This is a genomic window from Paracoccus sp. (in: a-proteobacteria), from assembly GCF_046289755.1.
GTDB lineage: Bacteria > Pseudomonadota > Alphaproteobacteria > Rhodobacterales > Rhodobacteraceae > Paracoccus.
On the sequence record NZ_JBKBVD010000016.1, the window covers coordinates 35,183 to 56,813 of the forward strand.

At 66.8% G+C, this 21,631-nt stretch carries 20 protein-coding genes; 9 read left to right on the plus strand and 11 right to left on the minus strand.

Annotated elements, in window-relative coordinates; translation table 11 throughout:
• Positions 1–46: 46 nt before the first annotated feature.
• Entirely contained in the window at positions 47–3,658 is a 3,612-nt protein-coding gene (locus ACK41U_RS08185; protein WP_409678273.1) for a vitamin B12-dependent ribonucleotide reductase, read from the plus strand.
• Between the two features lie 200 nt (positions 3,659–3,858).
• On the opposite strand, the gene ACK41U_RS08190 is transcribed toward ACK41U_RS08185, so the two are convergent.
• From ACK41U_RS08190 to scpA, 3 genes are all read right to left on the minus strand, one after another.
• Positions 3,859–5,148 (minus strand): homoserine dehydrogenase, encoded by a 1,290-nt coding sequence (locus tag ACK41U_RS08190; RefSeq protein WP_409678187.1) that lies wholly within the window; start codon positions 5,146–5,148, stop codon positions 3,859–3,861.
• A gap of 74 nt (positions 5,149–5,222) precedes the next feature.
• Positions 5,223–6,047 carry a glycosyl transferase gene (locus tag ACK41U_RS08195; protein WP_409678190.1) on the minus strand — a complete coding sequence of 275 codons (825 nt, stop codon included), beginning with the start codon at positions 6,045–6,047 and terminating at the stop codon, positions 5,223–5,225.
• Between the two features lie 143 nt (positions 6,048–6,190).
• Positions 6,191–8,323 (minus strand): methylmalonyl-CoA mutase, encoded by a 2,133-nt coding sequence (gene scpA / locus ACK41U_RS08200; protein ID WP_409678193.1) that lies wholly within the window; start codon positions 8,321–8,323, stop codon positions 6,191–6,193.
• A gap of 57 nt (positions 8,324–8,380) precedes the next feature.
• Here scpA and ACK41U_RS08205 point away from each other — a divergent pair, with 57 nt between their 5' ends.
• Entirely contained in the window at positions 8,381–8,971 is a 591-nt protein-coding gene (locus ACK41U_RS08205; protein ID WP_409678196.1) for a DUF4174 domain-containing protein, read from the plus strand.
• 136 nt (positions 8,972–9,107) lie between these two features.
• Here the strand turns inward: ACK41U_RS08205 and ACK41U_RS08210 are convergent, their stop codons facing one another.
• The 6 genes from ACK41U_RS08210 to ACK41U_RS08235 all read right to left on the minus strand — a co-directional run bounded on the left by ACK41U_RS08210 (position 9,108) and on the right by ACK41U_RS08235 (position 14,292).
• The gene (locus ACK41U_RS08210) at positions 9,108–11,150 is read right to left on the minus strand and encodes a biotin carboxylase N-terminal domain-containing protein (RefSeq protein ID WP_409678199.1); all 2,043 of its coding nucleotides are present in this window, start codon (positions 11,148–11,150) and stop codon (positions 9,108–9,110) included.
• Between the two features lie 102 nt (positions 11,151–11,252).
• Positions 11,253–11,465 carry a hypothetical protein gene (locus ACK41U_RS08215; RefSeq protein ID WP_409678202.1) on the minus strand — a complete coding sequence of 71 codons (213 nt, stop codon included), beginning with the start codon at positions 11,463–11,465 and terminating at the stop codon, positions 11,253–11,255.
• A 63-nt stretch (positions 11,466–11,528) separates the two neighbouring features.
• Positions 11,529–11,768 carry a hypothetical protein gene (locus ACK41U_RS08220; RefSeq protein WP_409678205.1) on the minus strand — a complete coding sequence of 80 codons (240 nt, stop codon included), beginning with the start codon at positions 11,766–11,768 and terminating at the stop codon, positions 11,529–11,531.
• 127 nt (positions 11,769–11,895) lie between these two features.
• The gene (locus tag ACK41U_RS08225) at positions 11,896–12,318 is read right to left on the minus strand and encodes a hypothetical protein (RefSeq protein WP_409678208.1); all 423 of its coding nucleotides are present in this window, start codon (positions 12,316–12,318) and stop codon (positions 11,896–11,898) included.
• An 87-nt stretch (positions 12,319–12,405) separates the two neighbouring features.
• A complete protein-coding gene (locus ACK41U_RS08230) occupies positions 12,406–12,555 on the minus strand; it encodes a hypothetical protein (RefSeq protein ID WP_409678211.1) in 150 nt (49 codons plus the stop codon).
• 204 nt (positions 12,556–12,759) lie between these two features.
• Entirely contained in the window at positions 12,760–14,292 is a 1,533-nt protein-coding gene (locus ACK41U_RS08235) for an acyl-CoA carboxylase subunit beta (RefSeq protein ID WP_409678214.1), read from the minus strand.
• Between the two features lie 267 nt (positions 14,293–14,559).
• Between ACK41U_RS08235 and alr the strand changes: the two genes are divergently transcribed.
• The 6 genes from alr to ACK41U_RS08265 all read left to right on the plus strand — a co-directional run bounded on the left by alr (position 14,560) and on the right by ACK41U_RS08265 (position 19,736).
• Positions 14,560–15,579 (plus strand): alanine racemase, encoded by a 1,020-nt coding sequence (gene alr, locus ACK41U_RS08240; RefSeq protein ID WP_409678217.1) that lies wholly within the window; start codon positions 14,560–14,562, stop codon positions 15,577–15,579.
• Positions 15,580–15,626: 47 nt separating this feature from the next.
• Positions 15,627–16,337 (plus strand): MlaE family ABC transporter permease, encoded by a 711-nt coding sequence (locus ACK41U_RS08245; protein WP_409678276.1) that lies wholly within the window; start codon positions 15,627–15,629, stop codon positions 16,335–16,337.
• 23 nt (positions 16,338–16,360) lie between these two features.
• Entirely contained in the window at positions 16,361–17,095 is a 735-nt protein-coding gene (locus ACK41U_RS08250) for an ABC transporter ATP-binding protein (protein ID WP_409678279.1), read from the plus strand.
• Positions 17,096–17,228: 133 nt separating this feature from the next.
• Entirely contained in the window at positions 17,229–18,305 is a 1,077-nt protein-coding gene (locus ACK41U_RS08255) for a PhoH family protein (protein ID WP_409678220.1), read from the plus strand.
• A complete protein-coding gene (gene ybeY / locus ACK41U_RS08260; protein ID WP_409678223.1) occupies positions 18,298–18,798 on the plus strand; it encodes an rRNA maturation RNase YbeY in 501 nt (166 codons plus the stop codon). Before ACK41U_RS08255 ends, ybeY begins: the two co-directional genes overlap by 8 nt.
• Complete coding sequence (locus ACK41U_RS08265; protein ID WP_409678226.1) at positions 18,795–19,736, plus strand: transporter associated domain-containing protein; 942 nt, start codon at positions 18,795–18,797, stop codon at positions 19,734–19,736. The genes ybeY and ACK41U_RS08265 overlap by 4 nt, the downstream gene beginning before the upstream one ends.
• A 1-nt stretch (position 19,737) precedes the next feature.
• Here the strand turns inward: ACK41U_RS08265 and ACK41U_RS08270 are convergent, their stop codons facing one another.
• Positions 19,738–20,682 carry an alpha/beta fold hydrolase gene (locus ACK41U_RS08270; protein ID WP_409678229.1) on the minus strand — a complete coding sequence of 315 codons (945 nt, stop codon included), beginning with the start codon at positions 20,680–20,682 and terminating at the stop codon, positions 19,738–19,740.
• Between the two features lie 5 nt (positions 20,683–20,687).
• Positions 20,688–20,978, minus strand: coding sequence for an SCP2 sterol-binding domain-containing protein (locus tag ACK41U_RS08275; protein ID WP_409678232.1), 291 nt, complete (start codon positions 20,976–20,978; stop codon positions 20,688–20,690).
• Positions 20,979–21,041: 63 nt separating this feature from the next.
• Here ACK41U_RS08275 and ACK41U_RS08280 point away from each other — a divergent pair, with 63 nt between their 5' ends.
• On the plus strand, positions 21,042–21,623 hold the full coding sequence (locus ACK41U_RS08280; protein ID WP_409678235.1) for a tetratricopeptide repeat protein: 582 nt from the start codon (positions 21,042–21,044) through the stop codon (positions 21,621–21,623).
• Positions 21,624–21,631: the final 8 nt, after the last annotated feature.

Genomic DNA, 21,631 nt, shown 5'->3' on the forward strand with positions numbered 1-21,631 from the left:
TGCCCGCATGCGGCGCATTGAGGCTGAGCAGGCGGATGAGGCAGGCATGAAGATCGAACGGCGCTTTACCACGGCAGAGGGCGGGGCCTATGGCGACGTTCCCTTTGCGACCACGACCAGCGAAATCCGCAATCCCGACGGCTCGGTCGTGTTTCACAACGCCGATGTCGAGGTGCCGCAGGGCTGGAGCCAGGTCGCCGGCGACGTGATCGCGCAGAAGTATTTCCGCCGCGCCGGTGTGCCCGCCGCGCTGAAACCCGTGCGAGAAAAGGGCGTGCCCGCGTTTCTGTGGCGCCATGTCGCCGACGAGGCGGCGCTGGCGGCGCTGCCCGAGGAGGCGCGCTTTGTGGGTGAGACCAGCGCCCGGCAGGTCTTTGACCGTCTGGCCGGGGCCTGGGCCTATTGGGGCTGGAAAGGCGGGTATTTTTCCAACGAAGACGACGCCCGCGCCTATTATGACGAGATGCGCCATATGCTGGCCCGCCAGATGGCGGCGCCGAATTCCCCGCAATGGTTCAACACCGGGCTGCACTGGGCCTATGGCATTGACGGGCCGGGGCAGGGGCATTTCTATGTCGATCACAAGACCGGCAAGCTGACGGCATCCTCCAGCGCCTATGAGCATCCGCAGCCGCATGCCTGTTTCATCCAGTCGGTCAGCGACGATCTGGTGAACGAGGGCGGCATCATGGACCTGTGGGTCCGTGAGGCGCGGCTGTTCAAATATGGCAGCGGCACCGGCACCAACTTTTCGTCGCTGCGCGGCGAGGGTGAGCGGCTGTCGGGCGGCGGCAGGTCCAGCGGTCTGATGGGCTTTCTGAAGATCGGCGACCGGGCGGCGGGCGCGATCAAGTCGGGCGGCACCACGCGGCGGGCGGCCAAGATGGTGATCTGCGACATGGATCACCCCGACATCGAGGCCTTCATCAACTGGAAGGTCATCGAGGAGCAGAAGGTCGCCAGCCTCGTCGCCGGCTCGAAGATGCACGAGGAAAAGCTGAACGGTCTGTTCGCCGCGATCCGGGGCTGGGACGGCAACATGGCGGACGCGACCGACCCGGCGGTGAACGCCGCGCTGAAGGCCGCGATCCGGGCGGCCAAGCGGGTGATGATCCCCGAGACCTATATCAACCGGGTGCTGCAATATGCGCGCCAGGGCTTCGACAGCATCGAATTCCCGACCTATGACACGGATTGGGACTCGGAGGCCTATGTCAGCGTCTCGGGCCAGAACTCGAACAATTCGGTGCGGGTGACGGATGCGTTCCTGCGTGCGGTGCGCGAGGACCAGCCGTGGGAGCTGATCCGCCGCACCGATGGCGGGGTGGCCAAAACCGTCAGCGCGCGCGCGCTGTGGGACCAGATCGGGCATGCGGCATGGGCCTGCGCCGATCCCGGCATCCAGTTTCACGACACGGTCAATGCCTGGCACACCTGTCCCGAAGACGGCGCGATCCGGGGCAGCAACCCGTGCAGCGAATACATGTTTCTGGATGACACGGCCTGCAACCTCGCCTCGCTGAACCTGCTGCGCTTCTGGGCGGACGGGCAGTTCGATGCCGAGGCCTATGCCTATGCCAGCCGCCTGTGGACCGTGACGCTGGAGATCAGCGTGCTGATGGCGCAGTTCCCGTCAAAGGAAATCGCGCAGCGCAGCTATGACTTCCGCACGCTGGGGCTGGGCTATGCCAATATCGGCGGCCTGCTGATGAATATGGGGCTGGGCTATGACAGCGACCGGGGCCGGGCGCTGTGCGGCGCGCTGACCGCGATCATGACCGGCGTGGCCTATGCCACCAGCGCCGAGATGGCGGCCGAACTGGGCGCTTTCCCCGGCTATGCCAGAAACCGCGACCACATGCTGCGGGTGATCCGCAACCACCGCGCCGCCGCCTATGGTCAGCCCTGCGAGGGGGTGAATGTGGCGCCGGTGGCGCTGGATGCGCCGAACTGCCCCGACAAGCGGCTGGTCGCCATGGCGCGCGGCGCCTGGGACGAGGCGCTGACCCTGGGCGAGGCGCATGGCTATCGCAACGCGCAGGCCACCGTCATCGCGCCCACCGGCACGATCGGGCTGGTGATGGATTGCGACACGACCGGGATCGAACCCGATTTCGCGCTGGTCAAGTTCAAGAAGCTGGCGGGCGGCGGCTATTTCAAGATCATCAACCAGTCGGTGCCCGCCGCGCTTGAGGCGCTTGGCTATGCCAGCGCGCAGATCGAAGAGATCATCGGCCATGCGGTCGGTCACGCCACGCTTGGCAATGCGCCCGGCATCAACCACACCGCGCTGGCGGGCCACGGGTTCGGCGCGCGCGAGATCGAAAAGATCGAGGCCGCGCTGCCAGGCGCCTTCGACATCCGCTTTGTGTTCAACCAGTGGACGCTTGGTGCCGGGTTCTGCCGTGGCACGCTTGGCATCCCGGCCGACCGGCTGGCTGATCCGGGCTTTGATCTGCTGCGCCATCTGGGCTTTACCCGTGCCCAGATCGACGCTGCCAACGACCATGTCTGCGGCACCATGACGCTGGAGGGCGCGCCGCATCTGGACCCCGCGCATCTGCCCGTCTTCGACTGCGCCAATGCCTGCGGCAAGACCGGCACCCGCTATCTGTCGGTGGACAGCCATATCCGCATGATGGCGGCCGCGCAAAGTTTCATCTCGGGCGCGATCAGCAAGACGATCAACATGCCCAACGGTGCCACCATCGCCGATGCGCAGGCCGCCTACGCGCTGTCCCACAGTCTGGGGATCAAGGCCAATGCGCTCTATCGCGACGGATCAAAACTGTCGCAGCCGCTGGCCTCGGCGCTGATCGGGGATGACGATGAGGCGGAAGAGATCATGGCCAGCGGCACACCCCATGCCAAGGCCACCGTCATGGCCGAAAAGATCATCGAGAAGGTGATCGTACAGCAGGTCGTGCGCAGCCACCGCGAAAAGCTGCCGCAGCGGCGCAAGGGCTATACGCAAAAGGCGATGGTTGGCGGGCACAAGGTCTATCTGCGCACCGGCGAATATGACGATGGCGGTCTGGGCGAGATCTTTATCGACATGCACAAGGAAGGCGCGGGCTTTCGCGCGATGATGAACAATTTCGCCATCGCCGTGTCGGTGGGCCTGCAATACGGCGTGCCGCTGGAGGAGTTCGTCGATGCCTTCACCTTCACCCGCTTTGAACCGGCGGGGATGGTGCAGGGCAATGACAGCATCAAGAACGCGACCTCGATCCTTGATTATGTGTTCCGCGAACTGGCGGTCAGCTATCTGGACCGCACCGATCTGGCGCATGTCAAACCCGAAGGCGCGCGGTTCGACGACATCGGCGGCGGCGAGGCCGAGGGCGCGAACATCACCCCGGTCAGCGACCAGTCCGAGCTGAAATCGCTGACCATGCTCAAGCAGATCAGCAGCGCGGGCTATCTGCGCAAGCGGCTGCCGCAGGATCTGATGGTGCTGCAGGGCGGCGTGTCGGTGGCGGCAGTGGCGAGCGGCATGTCCGGGGCGGCGGCGCTGCATCCCGCCACGGCCCGCGACCGCGCCCGGATGCAGGGCTACGAGGGCGATCCCTGCGGCGAATGCGGCAATTACACGCTGGTGCGCAATGGCACCTGCATGAAGTGCAACACCTGCGGCGGCACCAGCGGATGCAGCTGAGGGGGCGGGGCACCGGCGGCCCCATCCCCTGACGACAGGGGCGCAGGGCCCCTGAGGGTTCCTCCGCCCCGGCCAGTCCCCCGCCCGATCAACGGGCGGCGGAAACCTGTCCGAGCAGAGCGTGCGAAAGACACGGAGCCTGGGCCCGTCTGCCAACCGGCGACGGGCCCTTTTTTTTTTGGTGGCGCCCGGCGCCTGTCTCAGACCTCTTCGATGCGCAGTTCGACCGGATCGCTGACCAGAACCCCGGTCCGGGGCAGGGCCTCGATGGCAAAGTCGATGGCGTCGGGCGTGGTCTTGTGGGTCACGACTAGAACCGGGACGCTGGCGGGGCTGTGCTGGCCGTATTGGCGCATCCGGTCGATGGAAATCCCCGCATCCCCCAGAACCGAGGCAACCTTGGCCAGCGCACCGGGTTTGTCCTGCAATTCCAGACGGATATAATAGGCGGCGGGGACGGCGGTGCGGGCCGGTTGCGCGCTGATCAGGCTGGCCGAGGGCTGGCCGAAAACCGGCAGGCGCACGCCGCGCGCGATCTCGACCAGATCCGACATGACGGCGCTGGCGGTGGGGCCTTCGCCCGCTCCGGCGCCGCGCAGCACGATCTGGCCGACGCTGTCGCCCTCGATCACGACCATATTGGTGCCGCCGACCAGCTGCCCCAGCGGGCTGTCGGCGGGCACGAGGCAGGGCGACATGCGCTGTTCCAGCCCGCGCGGGGTCATCTGCGCGACACCCAGCAGCTTGATGCGATAGCCCAGATCGGCGGCGCGGCGGATGTCGTCGATGCTGACCCGCTCGATTCCCTCGATCTCGACGGCGTCGAAATTGACCTGCGTGCCGAACGCGATCGAGGACAGGATGGCCAGCTTGTGGCTGGCGTCGATGCCGCCCACATCCAGCGTCGGATCGGCCTCCAGATAGCCCAGTTGCCGGGCCTCTTCGAACACCGCCTCATAGGGCAGGCCCGCGCTTTCCATGCGGGTCAGGATATAGTTGCAGGTGCCGTTCATCACCCCCATGACGCGGGTGATGGCATTGCCCGCCATCGATTCGGTCATCGCCTTGATCACCGGGATTCCGCCCGCCACGGCCGCCTCGAAGCGGATCACGCGGCCAAGGCTTTCGGCCAGTGCGGCCAGTTCGCCGCCATGGACCGCCAGCAGCGCCTTGTTGGCGGTGACGACATCCTTGCCCGCGCGCAAGGCGGCCTCGATGCTGTCGCGCGCCACGCCGGTCTCGCCGCCGATCAGTTCGACATAGACATCGACATCATCGGCGGTGGCCACCGCCATCGCGTCGCTTTCAAAGCGATAGCCCGACAGATCCGCGCTGCGGTTCTTCATCCGGTCGCGCGCCGAGACGGCGGTAATCACGATGGGCCGCCCCGCCCGCAATGCCAGCAGGTCGGCGTGTTTCTGCACGATCTTGACGACACCGATACCCACGGTGCCAAGCCCGGCAATGCCGAGACGGAGGGGGGACGACATGGCAGCCTCTCATCCTTGATTTTGCGGGTGTTAGCCTGCCTGAGCGCGTGTTGCAACGCGCGAAACGGGGCGGGCTAGTCCTTCCACAGCCGCGCGACCCATGAGGTCGGGCGCAGGTAGTGGCGCAGATGCCTGATGACCCCCTCGCGCCGCTCGCCGTTCACCGCCGCGCGCAGATGGGCCAGAGGCGTGCGGACGGGATCGGATTCGTGCCAGCGGCCAAGGATCGCGTCGGGCGGGTTCAGGCTGCCCGGAAACATGACAATACGGGCGCGGCGCGGGATACGCGGCTCGATCAGATAGTTCAGCGGGAACACCGGCACGCAATGCAGCCGGAAATGCGCCAGCCAGCCGCGCGGCCAGAACAGCACGCCGCCGGGCGCATTGCGTGTCACAAACCGCTGCTCGAAGCGATAGGTATCGGCGATGCCCTGCGGATCGGCGGCAAAGATCTGCTGCAACGGCGCCAGCTTGCCCACCCGCATCCGATAGACCGAGGTCTGGCCCATCTTCTCGAACGGCGTCGTGGGGTTGCGCCCCAGAACCGTGTCATCGGGATCGCCATAGGTGAAGAACGGGTCCAGATCACCGGTCACGATCACGTCCAGGTCCAGAAACAGCACGACCCCGGTGACATCGCCCAGATCCCCCCACAGCCGCGATTTGGGCCATTTGCCAAGGGTGCCGACCGGCGCCTGATAGTCGAAATCGGGCAGAGGCCTGATGGCAATATCGGGGTGCAGACCCGTGCTGTCATCGGTAAAGCAGAACAGCCGGAACGGCGGCGTGATATTGCGCGCCACCATCGCATGCAGGCGGTTTACATATTCAGGCCCGAATGCCGTGCCCCATTTGATGCAGATCACCTGCTTGACCGATCCGCGGCGTCCGTCGCTCATGTTCCGTCCACTCCTGCTGTGCCAGACCTGTCATGGCTGGCGCGCGGCGGCAACATCCCCTTTGCCCTGGGACAAATATCCTCGGGGGGTCAAGGGGGGCAGACAGCCCCCCTTGCGGCCGCGGGACGCAAACAAGGCTGCGCTCAGCGTCCCGCCTCGCGGATCAGTTTCAGGATCTCGGCTGCGGCCAGCGGGATATTGGTGCCGGGGCCAAAGATTGCCCTGACGCCCGCGCGGCGCAGAAACTCGTAATCCTGCTGCGGGATCACGCCGCCGCAGATGACCAGAATGTCGCCCGCGCCCGCCGCCTTCAGCGCCTCGATCAGCTTGGGCGCCAGCGTCTTGTGCCCCGCCGCCTGCGAGCTGATCCCGACGACATGCACATCGTTGTCGATCGCGTCCTGCGCCGCCTCTTCCGGGGTCTGGAACAGCGGGCCGACATCCACGTCAAAGCCTATATCCGCAAAAGCGGTGGCGATCACCTTGGCGCCCCGGTCGTGCCCGTCCTGCCCCATCTTCACGACCAGCATGCGCGGGCGGCGGCCTTCCTCTTCGGCGAATGCCTCGACATCGCGCTGGATCTGCGCAAACCCCTCATCGCCCTCATAGGCGGCGCCATAGACCCCCGCCAGCGTGCGTACCTCGGCCCGGTGGCGCCCGAACTCGTCCTCCATCGCCATGCTGATTTCCCCGACCGAGGCGCGGGCGCGGGCAGCCTCGACGGCGGCCTCCAGCAGGTTGCCGCCCTCGCGCGTGCGGCGCGTGATCTCGGCCAGGGTGGCGCGCACGGCGGCCTCGTCGCGGAGGCTGCGGATGCGTTTCAGCCGCGCGATCTGGCTGTCGCGCACGGCGACATTGTCGATGTCGAGAATGTCGATCGGGTCTTCGGACTCCTTGCGGTATTTGTTCACGCCGACGATCACATCCTCGCCCCGGTCGATCAGCGCCTGCCTGCGCGCCGCCGTCTCCTCGATCCGCAGCTTGGGCATGCCAGAGGCCACGGCCTTGGTCATGCCGCCCATCTCTTCAACCTCGGTGATCAGCGCCCAGGCCTTTTCAGCCAGTTCGGCTGTCAGCGCCTCAATGTAATACGAACCCGCCAGCGGATCGACGACATTGGTGATGCCGGTTTCCTCTTGCAGGATCAGCTGGGTATTGCGCGCGATCCGGGCGCTGAATTCGGTGGGCAGGGCAATCGCCTCGTCCAGCGCGTTGGTGTGCAGCGACTGCGTGCCGCCAAGCGCCGCCGACATCGCCTCGTAGGCCGTGCGGATGACGTTGTTATAGGGATCTTGTTCCTGCAACGACACGCCCGAGGTCTGGCAATGCGTGCGCAGCATCAGGCTGCCCGGTTTCTGCGGATTGAATTCGGACATGATCCGGTGCCACAGCAGGCGCGCGGCGCGCAGTTTCGCGATCTCCATGAAGAAATTCATGCCGATGGCAAAGAAGAACGACAGCCGCCCGGCAAAGGCATCCACATCCATCCCCGCCGCAATCGCCGCGCGCACATATTCGCGCCCGTCGGCCAGCGTATAGGCCAGCTCCTGCACGAGGTTCGCGCCCGCCTCCTGCATGTGATAGCCCGAGATCGAGATGCTGTTGAATTTGGGCATTTCATCCGAGGTATATTGGATGATGTCGGCAATGATCCGCATGCTGGGTTCGGGCGGATAGATATAGGTGTTCCGCACCATGAATTCCTTGAGGATGTCGTTCTGGATCGTGCCCGACAGCACCGCGCGCGAATGGCCCTGTTCCTCGCCCGTCACGATGAAATTCGCCAGAATCGGGATCACGGCGCCATTCATCGTCATCGACACCGACACGCGGTCCAGTGGGATACCGTCGAACAGGATCTTCATATCCTCGACGCTGTCGATGGCCACGCCCGCCTTGCCGACATCGCCCTCGACACGCGGATGATCGCTGTCATAGCCCCGATGCGTCGCCAGATCGAAGGCCACCGACACGCCCTGTTGCCCCGCCGCCAGCGCGCGGCGGTAAAATGCGTTCGAGGCTTCGGCGGTGGAGAAACCCGCATATTGGCGGATCGTCCATGGCCTCCCGGCATACATGGTGGCGCGCGGGCCGCGGGTATAGGGCGCAAGGCCAGGCAACCCGCCCAGATGGTCCAGCCCGTCCAGATCGGCCTCGGTATACAGCGGTTTGACGGCGATCCCTTCCAGCGTGTTCCAGGTCAGACTGTCGGGGTCGCGGCCCTTCAGTTCGGTCCCGGCCAGCCTGCGCCACTCGTCCAGCGTGGGTTTTGTCATGATCCGTCCTTTCCCGCAGCGCGTCCTGCCCTATATTCAGTACAGGATGAGGTGCCGATGAAGTTGAAATTCCTGATATTCGCCATGGCTCTGGCCGCAATGGGGCCGGGCCGGAATGCGCCGCCGCCCGATCCGCAGGCGCCACCCGGGGCCACAACGGCCACCGATCGCACCACGCCACAGCGCAATCCGGCGCGATTGCCGCCGGTTTCCAGCCAGACCGCCCCGGAAACGGCGGCGCCGGGCAGCGGCATGACGTCGCAGGGCGCGGTTGGGCCTGACGGTCTGCAGATCGTCGGTTCGACCGAGGTGGAACCCGCACAGTTCCTGTGGACCCAGCGCCCGATCGTGGTCTTTGCCGACACGCCCGACGACCCGGCCTTTGCCGAGCAGATGCGGATGCTGACGCAGGGCGCGTCGATGCTGGTGCCGCGCGATGTGGTGGTGATCACCGACACCGACCCGCAGGCGGGGGGCGTCTGGCGCCGGCAGTTGCGGCCCGCCGGGTTCTCGCTGGTGATCATCGACAAGGACGGGCAGGTCAAGCAGCGCAAACCCTTCCCATGGAGCGTGCGCGAGATCGGCCGCGCCATCGACCGCTTTCCCCTGCGCAGGCAGGAAACGGGCCGCGCCAGCCCGGCCCGCTGAGCCGTCATGCGGGCCTCTGACATGGCGGTGTCGGGCCGGACTGCCCGTCCCGGACGGCCCGTCATGGCGCAGGCCGCGCCCTGATTTCGGGCACGCCGCGCCGCAACGCGGCCCGCGCGGGCAGGGGGCGCCCCGGTCATTCGAACTCCATGATGATGTCGTCGACGCGCAGGCTTTGGCCCGCTTCGGCAGTGACCGATTTCACCATGCCCTTGCGCTCGGCGCGCAGGATGTTCTCCATCTTCATCGCCTCGACGGTGGCCAGCGGCTGGCCGTCCTGCACCTCGTCGCCGGGGGCCACATTGATCTTCACCACCAGCCCCGGCATCGGGCAGAGCAGGAATTTCGACGTGTCGGGCGCCGCCTTGACCGGCATCAGCCGGGCCAGTTCGGCGGCGCGGGGGCGGCGGACATGCACGCGCAGATCGGCGCCGCGCGTGCGCAGCCGGTAGCCCGCCGCGATCCGGTCGACCTTGAGGACCAGCGGGCGGCCATCGACCGTCAGCCGCGCAAGGCTGTCGCCCGGCGTCCAACCGCTTTCCACCCGCAATTCGCGCCCGCCCAGCTCGACCGTCGAGCCGTCGCGGTCGGCCCGGATGCGCACCGGGAATTCCTGCGTGCCGACAAACACCACCCAGTTCTCGCCGACATGGCGTTCGTGATGGTCCAGCCGCCCGCTGATCCGGGCCCGCCGGATCTCGGCCACGCGGTGCATTGCGGCGGCGGCGGCGGCAACCCGTCCGGTCTCATCATCGGGCAGGGCCGCGCCCTGAAACCCGTCGGGATATTCCTCGGCGATAAAGGCCGTGGTGATCTCGCCTGCGACGAATTTCGGGTGATCCATCACCGCCGACAGGAATGGCAGGTTGTGGCCGATCCCCTCGACCTCGAATTCGTCCAGCGCCAGACGCATCGCCTCGATGGCCTCGCCGCGCGAGGGCGCCCATGTGCAGAGTTTCGCAATCATCGGGTCGTAGAACATGCTGATCTCGCCGCCCTCATAGACGCCGGTGTCGTTCCTGACGGCCTGCGCGCCGGGGCGGGCCTGCTCCAGCCATCTGCCATTCTCCAGCATCGGCCCCGCCGCCACCTCGGCGGGCGGGCGATAGCGCGTCAGCCGCCCGATCGAGGGCAGAAAGCCGCGATAGGGGTCTTCGGCGTAGAGGCGGCTTTCCATCGCCCAGCCGGTGATCTTCAGATCGGATTGCGCAAAGGGCAGGGCGTCGCCCGCCGCCACGCGGATCATCTGCTCGACCAGATCGACGCCGGTGATCAGTTCCGTCACCGGGTGTTCGACCTGCAGCCGGGTGTTCATCTCAAGGAAATAGAAATTGCGCGCGCCGTCCACGATGAACTCGACCGTGCCCGCGCTGGTATAGCCCACGGCCTTCGCCAATGCGACCGCCTGCTGCCCCATCGCCGCCCGCGTCGCCTCGTCGAGAAAGGGCGAGGGCGCCTCTTCGATGACCTTCTGGTTGCGGCGCTGGATCGAGCATTCGCGCTCGTGCAGATAGACCGCGTTGCCATGGCTGTCGGCCAGCACCTGAATTTCGATATGGCGCGGCTGCGTCACGAATTTCTCGATGAAGATGCGGTCGTCGCCAAAGCTGCTGGCGGCCTCGTTCTTCGAGGACTGGAACCCCTCGCGCGCCTCATCGTCGTTCCAGGCGATGCGCATGCCCTTGCCGCCGCCGCCCGCGCTGGCCTTGATCATCACCGGATAGCCGATCCGGGCGCTGATGCGCACGGCCTCGTCTGCGTCCGCGATCAGGTCCATATGGCCCGGCACGGTGCTGACGCCCGCCTGAATGGCCAGCTTTTTCGAGGTGATCTTGTCGCCCATCGCCTCGATCGCGCCCGAGGGCGGGCCGATGAAGACGACCCCCTCGGCCTCCAGCGCCAGGGCGAATTTGCGATTCTCCGACAGGAATCCATAGCCGGGATGGACGGCCTCGGCCCCGGTCTGGCGGACGGCCTCCATGATCTGGTCGATCACGATATAGGACTGGTTGGCGGGGGACGGGCCGATATGGACGGCCTCGTCGGCCATCCTGACATGCAGCGCATTGCGGTCGGCGTCGGAATGGACGGCGACGGTGGCAATGCCCATACGGCGCGCGGTCTTGATCACGCGGCAGGCGATCTCGCCCCGGTTGGCAATCAGAATTTTCTTGAACATCGGCTTCCCCCCGAAGCGGAACATGAAAAAGCCGCCCGAAGCGCGGGGCTTCGGGCGGCTTTGCGGTCAGGCTGCGCGCGGGACGCGCCGCCGGTCAGGCGATCACTGGCACAGACGAACGTCGTTGCACAGCGCACCGGCCGCGCCGCCGATGGCCGCGCCCTTGACGACATTGTGGCCGCCGACATGGGCGACGGTCGCACCGACGCCCGCACCGATAAGCGCGCGGTCGGTGTCGGTCGGGTTGATACCCTGAGTACAGCCGGCGATGGCCGTTGCGCCGACGAGGGCGGCAATAGCGAAGAACTTGGACATGATGTTAATCCCGTATGATGATGGGCGGGCGCGCGATGCGCGTCCTGCCCGGTCCTGTCGAAATCAGTAGCGGCGCTGGCAGACGCCGGCGTCGTCGCACAGGGCGCCTGCGGTTGCCCCAAGGGCTGCGCCGGTTGCCAGATCCTCGTCAAGCGCCTTGGCGATGACGGCACCGGCAACTGCACCGCCAGCGGCGCGCTGAACGTCGGGCGACAGGCCGGTCTGCATGTTGGGATCGCAGGCGGCCAGGCCGAGGACCAGAGCCGAGACGCCAGCCACGCGGAACAGAACGGATTTTTGCATGTTTTTAAGCCTGTATAGAGGGTTCGTTGTGGAACCGGTTGTCGATGCCAAAGCGTTATCGCACGGAGGCAGCCCAGGTCAAACTGACATGGCCGTGACGCCGACGCTTTTGGCAGCATGTCGCGCATCAGCCGCGATCTTCGTCGTCGTCGTCATCGCCCCAGTCACCGCCGTCATCGTCCCAGTCGAACTGGTCTGCGGCGTCAGCGGCGAACAGCTCGGGGAAGGACGCCTGTGCGGTGGCCATGTCGATGCGGAACATCTGCTCGTAATCGGCCGGGTCGAACTCGCCCATGGCGATGACCTCGCGCCCGATCAGCCAGCCGAGGCGCCCGGCATCCAGATTGCCGCGCACAAACGGCTCTTCGCCGAAATGGGCGATCAGCGCGGCCAGAAAGCCCGCATCGGCGCGTTTGTCAGGCGGGCGGCGGTCCTTGAAGCGTTCGCGCCGGGTGATGGGCGTGGCGCCCTTCTTGCGGTTCTCGCGCCGGATCACGAACTGAAAGTCGGTTCCGGGAAGGCGGCCGGGAAAGCCGCGATGTTTCAGCATGTTGTGCCCCCAATGTGGTCATGGGCGGGGGCCGGTGCTGCGTGCGGGCAGTCGGACCGCCCGCACGGATAGGTCGGACGTCCGGTCTCAGAACTTGCCGCGATAGACCGGCTCGGTCGTGACCGGGTTGGACATGGCCGGGGCGGTGGGCACGAAGACATCGGCCTGCGGCTGCTGGCGCTGGCATGCGGCAAAGGCAGACACCAGAACCAGACCGAGGATGATCTTTTTCGACATGGGATTTCTCTCCTGTAATGCGGGCGCAACGGCGCCCGGCTGCTCGGGTTGCGGCCGGCATCCTTGGTGGCCGGCCTGCGCGCAATGATAGCCATCCGCGTGCCGCGCAGACAGGCAGAGCCGTGGCGCCGGGTCAAGCAGCCCCGGCCCTGTGGCGCGGCTGCATCATTCACGCTTTTGTGCATGTCGGGACGGTCCTGTCGCTTACAGCGGAATGTTGTCGTGCTTTTTCCACGGGTTTGTCAGCTGCTTGCCGCGCAGGCTGGCGAAGGCCCGCGCCACGCGGCGGCGGGTGGATCGCGGCTGGATCACCTCGTCGATAAAGCCCTTTTCTGCGGCAACGAAGGGATTGGCAAAGCGGTCCTCGTAATCCCTGGTGCGCGCGGCGATCTTTTCGGGCTGGTCCAGCTCGCTGCGATAGAGGATCTCGACCGCGCCGCGCGCGCCCATCACGGCGATTTCGGCGGTGGGCCAGGCATAGTTGAAATCGCCGCGCAGGTGTTTCGAGGCCATCACGTCATAGGCGCCGCCATAGGCCTTGCGGGTGATGACGGTCACCTTGGGCACCGTCGCCTCGCCATAGGCGAACAGCAGTTTCGCACCATGCTTGATGACGCCGCCAAATTCCTGCGAGGTGCCCGGCAGAAAGCCCGGCACATCGACAAAGGTCAGGATCGGGATCTCGAACGCGTCGCAGAACCGCACGAACCGCGCCGCCTTGCGCGAGCTGTCGATGTCCAGACAGCCCGCCAGCACCATCGGCTGATTGGCCACGACGCCCACGGTCTGCCCCTCGATCCGCAGAAAGCCGATGATGATATTGCCCGCGAAATCGCGCTGGATCTCGTAGAAATCGCCTTCATCCGCGACCTTCTGGATCAACTCCTTCATGTCATAGGGCTGGTTCGGGTTGTCAGGGATCAGCGTGTCCAGACTGGGCTCGATCCGCGAGGGATCGTCGAAAAAGGGCCGCACCGGCGCCTTCTGGCGGTTGTTCAGCGGCAGAAAATCGAACAGGCGGCGGATTTCCGACAGCGCCTCGACATCGTTCTCGAACGCCCCGTCCGCGACCGAGGATTTTTTCGTATGGGTCGAGGCGCCACCCAGTTCCTCGGCGGTGACCACCTCATTGGTGACGGTCCTGACCACATCCGGGCCGGTCACGAACATATAGGACGTGTCGCGCACCATGAAGATAAAGTCCGTCATCGCGGGCGAATAGACCGCGCCGCCCGCGCAGGGGCCCATGATGACGCTGATCTGCGGCACCACGCCCGAGGCCATGATATTGCGCTGAAACACCTCGGCATAGCCCGCTAAGCTGGCCACGCCCTCCTGGATCCGCGCGCCGCCCGAATCGTTCAGCCCGATGACCGGGGCGCCGTTCTGCATCGCCATATCCATGATCTTGCAGATCTTCTGGGCATGGGTTTCCGACAGCGAGCCGCCAAAGACGGTGAAATCCTGGCTGAACACATAGACCATGCGGCCATTGATCGTGCCCCAGCCGGTGACGACGCCGTCGCCATAGGGCCGGTCGTCCTCCATCCCGAAATCGGTCGAGCGGTGGGCGACGAACATGTCGAATTCCTCGAAACTGCCCTCATCCAGCAGCAGGTCCAGCCGCTCGCGCGCGGTCAGCTTGCCGCGGCCATGCTGGGCGTCGATACGCCGCTGGCCGCCGCCAAGCCGCGCCCGATCGCGCCGCCGTTCCAGTTCCGCCAGAATATCCGTCATCGCCCAGCCTCCCGATCAGGTTGCGGCAGGATAATCCGGGACCGGGGCCCGAGGAAGACAAATCGGGAAAATTTGCAAACTACATCGCCGGGAGGCGGTGCAAATAGCAAAGCTGCAAAATCATGCGGGACAGCTGCGGGGCGGGCGCGGCTGGCCGCAGGCCGGGCGCCGCCCTGGGACCGGCCTCGATGGCCGGGCACGGGGCGGGCGGTTGCCGATGGTGCGGTTGCTCTTGACGCGGCGCCAAGGCGGGGGCACTCAACCGCTATGGGATTGCAGATCGACATCGCGGCCATCGTGGCCAACTGGAGCGCGCTGGCCGCCAAGGCCCCCGGCGCGCGCACCGCCGCCGTGGTCAAGGCCGACGGCTATGGGCTGGGCGCCGCCCGCGTGGCCCCCGCACTTTACGCGGCGGGGGCGCGTGACTTCTTCGTGGCACTGGCCGCCGAAGGGCGTGCCCTGCGCCCGCACCTGCCCGATGACGCCCGCATCAACATCCTGTCGGGCCATATGCCGGGCGAGGATCTGACCGGGCTGGTGCCGGTGCTGAACAGCCCGGGCCAGTTCTTCCGCGACCGCACCCTGCGCCCCGGCCAGCCCTTTGCCATCCAGCTGGACAGCGGCATGAACCGCCTTGGCATGGAGCCCGCCGAATGGGCCGCCATCAGGGCCGAGGCACTGGCCGCGCGCCCCGGTTTCATCATGTCGCATCTGGCCTGCGCCGATGAGCCCGACCACCCCGCCAACCCGCAGCAACTGGCCTGCTTCCGCCAGATGACGCAGGGCTGCGAGGGCGTGCCCCTGTCGCTGGCCGCCACCGGCGGCATCCTGCTGGGGCCGGACTATCATTTCGACCTCGTGCGCCCCGGCATCGGCCTTTATGGCGGGCTGCCCTTTGCGGACGCGCAGCAGGTCGCGCATCTGTCGCTGCGGGTGATCCAGACCCGCGCGGTCGCGGCGGGCGAGATGGTGGGCTATGGCGCCGCCTTCCGCGCCCCTCGCCCCTGCCGCATCGCCACCGTCGATGCGGGCTATGCCGATGGCATCCTGCGCGCGCTGTCGGGGACCGGCGCGATGCTCTATGCGGGCGGGACCGGCTGCCCGATCGTGGGGCGCGTCTCGATGGACCTGATCACCGCCGATGTCACCGCGCTGCCCGAGGTGCCCGAGGTGCTGGACCTGATCTGCCCGGCCCAGCCCATCGACCGGCTGGCCGATCTGGCGGGCACCATCGGCTATGAAATCCTGACCGCCCTGCGGCAAAGATACCCGCGCTCGTGGCTCTAGGTGCCGTGCGGGCCCTTGGCCGCCCGGCGCTGCAGGCGGTGCGGGGCATGGGCGCGGTGGCGCTGTTCACCGCGCGCGGGCTTGGCGGGCTGCGCCCCTTTCCGGCCCGCGCGATCCTGACGCAGCTGATCCAGATCGGCTGGCTGTCGCTGCCCGTCGTCGGGCTGACGGCGCTGTTCACCGGCGCGGCGCTTGCGCTGCAGATCCATTCCGGCGGCGCCCGCTTTCAGGCCAGCGACGTGGTGCCCGCCATCGTCGCCATCGGCATGGTGCGCGAGCTTGGGCCGGTGCTGGGCGGGCTGATGGTCGCCGCCCGCGTCGCCAGCTCCATCGCCGCCGAGATCGGCACCATGCGCGTCACCGAACAGATCGACGCGCTGGTCACCCTGTCCACCGATCCGATGCGCTGGCTGGTCACGCCGCGTCTGTGGGCGGCGATCCTGTCCATGCCGGTGCTGGTCGCGGTGGGCGACATCATCGGCATCATGGGCGGCTGGCTGGTGGGCACCGGATCGCTGGGGTTCACCTCGGCGCGCTATATCGCCGACAGCTGGAGCTATCTCGAGGCCTGGGATGTGCTGTCCGGCCTGATCAAGGGCGCGGTCTTTGGCCTTGTCGTGGCCGTCAGCGGCTGCTGGTTCGGCATGCGCTGCGCCCGTGGCGCGGCGGGCGTCGGGCGGGCCACGACCTCGGCCGTGGTCGCCGCCGCCGTGGGCATTCTGGCTGCCAATTTCGCGCTGACGGGGCTGTTTTTCTGATGGGCGCGCCCCCCGATACAGCCCTGATCGGGATCCGCAACCTGTCCTGCGGCTTTGGCGCCAGGCGGGTGCTGGACGGGGTCAGCCTGTCGGTCGCGCCGGGCGAAAGCCTCTGTGTGATCGGCCAGTCGGGCAGCGGCAAATCGGTGCTGCTCAAGTGCATTCTGGGGCTGATGCAGCCCGATGCGGGGCAGGTGCTGTGGCAGGGCCGCCCGCTGGACCACCGCACACGACCCGGCTTTCTGGCCGGGTTCGGGATGCTGTTTCAGGGGGCGGCGCTGTTTGACAGCCTGTCGGTCTGGCAGAACGTCGCCTTCCGTCTGCGCCAGCGCATGTCCGACAGCCGCGCCCGCGCCATTGCCATCGACAAGCTGGCCCGCGTGGGTCTGGGGCCCGAGACCGCCGGTCTGATGCCCGCGCAGCTGTCGGGCGGCATGGCCAAGCGCGTGGGTCTGGCCCGCGCGATTGCCGACGACCCGCAGGTAATCTTTTTCGATGAGCCGACCACCGGGCTGGACCCGATCCGTGCCCGCGCCATCGACGCGCTGATCCGCAGCATCGTGACCGAGACCGGCGCCACCGCCATCACCATCACCCATGACATGGGCTCGGTGCAGGCCATCGGCGACCGGGTGGCGCTGTTGCAGGGCGGCACCATCGCCTGGGACGGGCCGGTGGCCGCGATGGACATGGCGCCGGAACTCGCCGCTTTTCTGGGCCATCCGCCGCTGCCCGGCGCCGGGATTGCTGAAAGTTGATGCAACCTTCGCGTGATCTGCGTTGTTTTGCCACGATACCGGGCAGGGTTGCCGCGCAATCGGACAGGTGGTCCTTGTGCGAATCCCGCAGGCTTGCCACCATGAACCACAGACGCCTGAGCAGGAGAATGATTTGGGCCTATCGCCAACGCCCCCCGTCGCCCCCCCTCCGAACGAGACCCTGTTGGAGTTTCCTGACAACCGGCTGCTGATCGACCTCTGCGGTGCCAATGACCGCCATCTGGCCCGCATCGAAGAGGCGCTTGGTGTGCACATCCTGCGGCGCGGCAATCAGCTGGCCGTGGTCGGCGGCCCCGAGGCGCAGGCCGAGGCCAGCCAGCTGTTGCGCGGCCTTTATGACCGGCTGGAGAAAAGCCGCCCCGTCTCGCTGGGGGAAATCGACGCCGCCCTGCGCATGGGGATCGAGCCGGGCCATGACCCGTCGCCGACCGACCAACTGGAGATGTTCGCCAAGGGCCATTACGAGCTGCGCACCCGCAAGAAATCGGTCGAGCCGCGCACGGATGCGCAAAAGGCCTATGTCCGGGCGCTGTTCGAACATGAGCTGGCCTTTGGCATCGGGCCTGCGGGCACCGGCAAGACCTATCTGGCCGTGGCGGTCGGCGTGACCATGCTGATCGGTGGCCATGTCGACAAGATCATCCTGTCGCGCCCCGCCGTCGAGGCGGGCGAGCGTCTGGGCTTTCTGCCCGGCGACATGAAGGAGAAGGTCGACCCCTACATGCAGCCGCTTTACGATGCGCTGAACGATTTCCTGCCCGGCAAGCAGATGCAGAAGCTGGTCGAGGAAAAGCGGATCGAGATCGCGCCGCTGGCCTTCATGCGCGGGCGCACCCTGTCGCGCGCCTTCGTGGTGCTGGACGAGGCGCAGAATGCCAGCTCGATGCAGATGAAGATGTTCCTGACCCGGCTGGGCGAGGGATCGCGCATGGTCATCACCGGCGACCGCACCCAGATCGACCTGCCGCGCGGGATGCCCTCGGGGCTGGTCGATGCCGAAAAGATCCTGGGCGGGGTCAAGGGGATCAGCTTCAGCTACTTCACCGCCGATGATGTGGTGCGCCACCCGCTTGTCGCGCGCATCATCAAGGCGTATGACGCCGAAGAGGTCGCGGCGCTTGGCCGGGGCGAAACGGATGAGAGGCGGGGGCAATATGTGCCCCGCCGGATGATGCGGAACGATGCCTGACGAGATCACCGCCGATTGCGTCATCGAGGATGACCGATGGCAGGCCGCCGGACTTGAGGGTCTGGCGGCCCGTGCCGTCACCGCCGCGCTGGACTGGCACGGGATCGGCGGCGAGGTCGTGGTCATGGGCTGCGACGATGCGCGCATCGCGGATCTGAACGCCGATTTCCGGGGCAAGCCGCGCGCGACCAATGTGCTGTCCTGGCCCTCGGTCGAACACAGCCCCCATGATCCGGGCGCGCGCCCCGGTCTGCCCGACACCGACGAACTGGGCGACATCGCCATCGCCTATGACACCTGCACAGCCGAGGCGCAGGCGCAGGGCAAGCCCTTCGATCACCATGTCCAGCATCTGCTGGTCCACGCCACCCTGCATCTTCTGGGCTATGATCACGAGAATGATCCCGACGCCCTGCTGATGGAGGCGACCGAGCGCGCCATTCTGGCCGCGCTGGATATCCCCGATCCTTATCACGAGACCCAGGGACCATGAACTCCGAGACCCGATTACCCGCCGCGGCCCATGAGGCCGCCCCCTCTGCCGACGAAGAGGGCGAGCAGACCAGCCAGCGCGGCTTTTTCGGGCGTGTGCTGCACGCCCTGACCGGCACCGAGGCCGAGCCGGAACCCGAGGACCAGCACAATCCCCCCGGCACCGATGCCCAGCCCGCGCCGGGCATGGTCAATCTGCGGCGGATGCGCGTCGATGACGTCGCCGTCCCCAAGGCCGAGATCATCGCGGCGCCCCTGAACATCACGCTGGACGATCTGGTGACGATGTTCCGCGAACACGGCTTTACCCGCATCCCGGTCTTTCGCGGCACGCTGGACAGCCCGCTTGGCCTGATCCACCTCAAGGATCTGACGCTCAAGCACGGGTTTGGCGAGGGCGGCAAGTTCACCCTGCGCCCGATGCTGCGGCCGATGCTGTATGTGCCGCCCTCGATGCCGATCGGCGTGCTGCTGCAACAGATGCAGCAAAAGCGGATCCATATGGCGCTGGTGATCGACGAATATGGCGGTGTGGACGGTCTGGTGACGATCGAGGATCTGATCGAACAGGTCATCGGCGAGATCGAGGACGAGCATGACGAGGACGAAAGCGGGCTCTGGGTCAATGAAAAGCCGGGTCAGTGGCTGATCCAGTCCCGCGCGCCGCTGAATGAGGTCGAGGCCGAGACCGGGCTGCGCCTTGCCTCGCAGGACGAAGGCGAAGAGGTCGACACGCTTGGCGGGCTGATCTTCATGCTGACCGGGCGGGTGCCGCTGCGGGGCGAGGTGATCGCCCATCCCTCGGGCGCCGAATTCGAGGTCATCGAGGCCGATCCCCGCCGGATCAAGCGCGTGCGCCTGCGCGTGCCCAGTGTCGGCACGGCATCCGAACCGGCGCGGCCAAAGCCGGATACGACCGACAGCATCGTGGCAGACTAGCCTAGCTGTCGGCGAACCGGGCCAGCGCGGCCTTCAGGAACAGGTCGCGCAGGGGCGGTGTTTCCATCATCGCCTCGTGCCGGGCGCCGGGGATCTCCAGCAATTCGCCCTGCGGCCAGCGCTCGGCACGCTCGCGGATCGCCTGACCCGAGATGATGCGTTCATCGCTGCCAAGCGTCACCAGCATCGGCAGATCGGGCGAGGCGATGCGCGACAGGCGCGTGCATTCGTTCAGCGCCTTTGACACCCAGTCATAGGTGGCCCCGCCGATCGTCAGCTCGGGCCATGTCGCGGCCTCGCGCACAAGGCGGGTCCATTCGTCGACATCATGGGTCAGCAGGTTCGCGGCAAAGGATTCCGCCAGAACATAGGTGCCGCGTGCGCCGCCGCTGCCCGGCGCGGGCAGGCCGCCGCGCCCGACGCGCCCGGCCAGATAGGCAATCCCCAACGCCACGCCATGCTGCAGGCGGCGCAGGTTGATGCCCCACATCGGCGCCGAGAACACGGCGCTTGCGACCGGCAGGTCGGCCTCCAGCGCGGCCAGCCCGATGCAGCCGCCCATCGAATGGGCCAGCAGATGCCAGGGGCGCGGCAGCTCCAGCTCCCCGGCGGCGATGACCATCTCGACCACATCGCGCTGATAATCGGCGAAGGCGCCGACATGGCCGGGGCGGGGATCGTCCTGCAGACGGTCGGACGCGCCCTGACCGCGCCAGTCGATGGCCAGCACGTGATAGCCGGCATCGTTCAGATACCGGGCGACGGGGGCATATTTCTCGACATATTCGGTGCGGCCGGGAAACAGCAGCACGCTGCCCAGGGCGGCGCTGCGGTCGGTTTCCCAGCAGGCGACGCGCAGGCGCACGCCGTCATCGGCGCGCAGCCAGAAGGCGTGCGCGGGGGCAAGCGGGTCACCCGGCAGTTGATGAAAGGGCGCCCGCTCCATCCCGGTCAGGACAGTTTCTGGCCAAGCTGCATGGCGACGCCCATCGAGCCGTCAACCGTCAGCTTGCCCATCATGAAGGCGGTGGTGGGGTTCACATCGCCGTTCAGAATGCCCTCGAAGGTCTCGCGGCTGGCGGTCAGGGTCACCTCGGCCTCATCGGTATCGGTGGCGGCACGCACGCCGGTCTCGTCGATCAGGATCGCGCCTTCGTCCTTGATGACGAATTTCGCGGTCGAATCGAAGCTGTCGATCTTTTCGCTCAGCTTCACGACGGCGGCATTCACGACTTCGCTCATTTCTGGTCCTCTTCTCGCACAGTGGCTGGCGCCCGACAGGCGCGCTGGGTTACATATCGGGATATGAGCGCGGTCCGCACCATTTTCCACAATGCCGTGGCGGCATTTCGCTGCGGAGTAGGGACGATTTTTCTCATCCTCGCAACCGCTTTTGCCGCAGGCGCGCAATCGTCCGACCTTGATGACGCATTCCGACGGCTGGCGGACCCGGCGGGCGAGGGCTGGCGGATCGCCGAATCAGACATACTGCGCGAATGGTCGCGGTCAGGCTCGGCGGCGATGGATCTGCTGTTGCGGCGCGGGGAAGAGGCGCTGGACCGGGGCGATCTGGACGAGGCCATCGGCCATCTGACCGCGCTGACCGACCACGCCCCCGAATTCGCGGCAGGCTTTTACAGCCGCGCCGCCGCCTATGCGATGGCGGGCCAGTTCGGCCCCGCGATCCTTGATCTGGCCCGCACGCTGGCGCTGGAGCCGCGACATTTCGCCGCCCTGACCCAACTGGGCGCGATGCTGGAGGAAACCGGCGATCCCGACCGCGCCCTGGCCGCCTATCGCGCCAGTTTGGCGATCCATCCCCACCAGCAAGAGGCGATTGATGCCGCAGCCCGTCTGGAACGGCAGCGCCGGGGCACCGATATCTAGGGCATGAA

Excerpts from the sequence above, each read along its gene's own strand:
- ACK41U_RS08185 (WP_409678273.1), top strand. The coding sequence starts at position 47 with ATGAAGATCGAACGGCGCTTTACCACGGCAGAGGGCGGGGCCTATGGC.
- ACK41U_RS08190 (WP_409678187.1), bottom strand. The coding sequence starts at position 5,148 with ATGTCGTCCCCCCTCCGTCTCGGCATTGCCGGGCTTGGCACCGTGGGT.
- ACK41U_RS08195 (WP_409678190.1), bottom strand. The coding sequence starts at position 6,047 with ATGAGCGACGGACGCCGCGGATCGGTCAAGCAGGTGATCTGCATCAAA.
- scpA (WP_409678193.1), bottom strand. The coding sequence starts at position 8,323 with ATGACAAAACCCACGCTGGACGAGTGGCGCAGGCTGGCCGGGACCGAA.
- ACK41U_RS08205 (WP_409678196.1), top strand. The coding sequence starts at position 8,381 with ATGAAGTTGAAATTCCTGATATTCGCCATGGCTCTGGCCGCAATGGGG.
- ACK41U_RS08210 (WP_409678199.1), bottom strand. The coding sequence starts at position 11,150 with ATGTTCAAGAAAATTCTGATTGCCAACCGGGGCGAGATCGCCTGCCGC.
- ACK41U_RS08215 (WP_409678202.1), bottom strand. The coding sequence starts at position 11,465 with ATGTCCAAGTTCTTCGCTATTGCCGCCCTCGTCGGCGCAACGGCCATC.
- ACK41U_RS08220 (WP_409678205.1), bottom strand. The coding sequence starts at position 11,768 with ATGCAAAAATCCGTTCTGTTCCGCGTGGCTGGCGTCTCGGCTCTGGTC.
- ACK41U_RS08225 (WP_409678208.1), bottom strand. The coding sequence starts at position 12,318 with ATGCTGAAACATCGCGGCTTTCCCGGCCGCCTTCCCGGAACCGACTTT.
- ACK41U_RS08230 (WP_409678211.1), bottom strand. The coding sequence starts at position 12,555 with ATGTCGAAAAAGATCATCCTCGGTCTGGTTCTGGTGTCTGCCTTTGCC.
- ACK41U_RS08235 (WP_409678214.1), bottom strand. The coding sequence starts at position 14,292 with ATGACGGATATTCTGGCGGAACTGGAACGGCGGCGCGATCGGGCGCGG.
- alr (WP_409678217.1), top strand. The coding sequence starts at position 14,560 with ATGGGATTGCAGATCGACATCGCGGCCATCGTGGCCAACTGGAGCGCG.
- ACK41U_RS08245 (WP_409678276.1), top strand. The coding sequence starts at position 15,627 with ATGGGCGCGGTGGCGCTGTTCACCGCGCGCGGGCTTGGCGGGCTGCGC.
- ybeY (WP_409678223.1), top strand. The coding sequence starts at position 18,298 with ATGCCTGACGAGATCACCGCCGATTGCGTCATCGAGGATGACCGATGG.
- ACK41U_RS08265 (WP_409678226.1), top strand. The coding sequence starts at position 18,795 with ATGAACTCCGAGACCCGATTACCCGCCGCGGCCCATGAGGCCGCCCCC.
- ACK41U_RS08270 (WP_409678229.1), bottom strand. The coding sequence starts at position 20,682 with ATGGAGCGGGCGCCCTTTCATCAACTGCCGGGTGACCCGCTTGCCCCC.
- ACK41U_RS08275 (WP_409678232.1), bottom strand. The coding sequence starts at position 20,978 with ATGAGCGAAGTCGTGAATGCCGCCGTCGTGAAGCTGAGCGAAAAGATC.
- ACK41U_RS08280 (WP_409678235.1), top strand. The coding sequence starts at position 21,042 with ATGAGCGCGGTCCGCACCATTTTCCACAATGCCGTGGCGGCATTTCGC.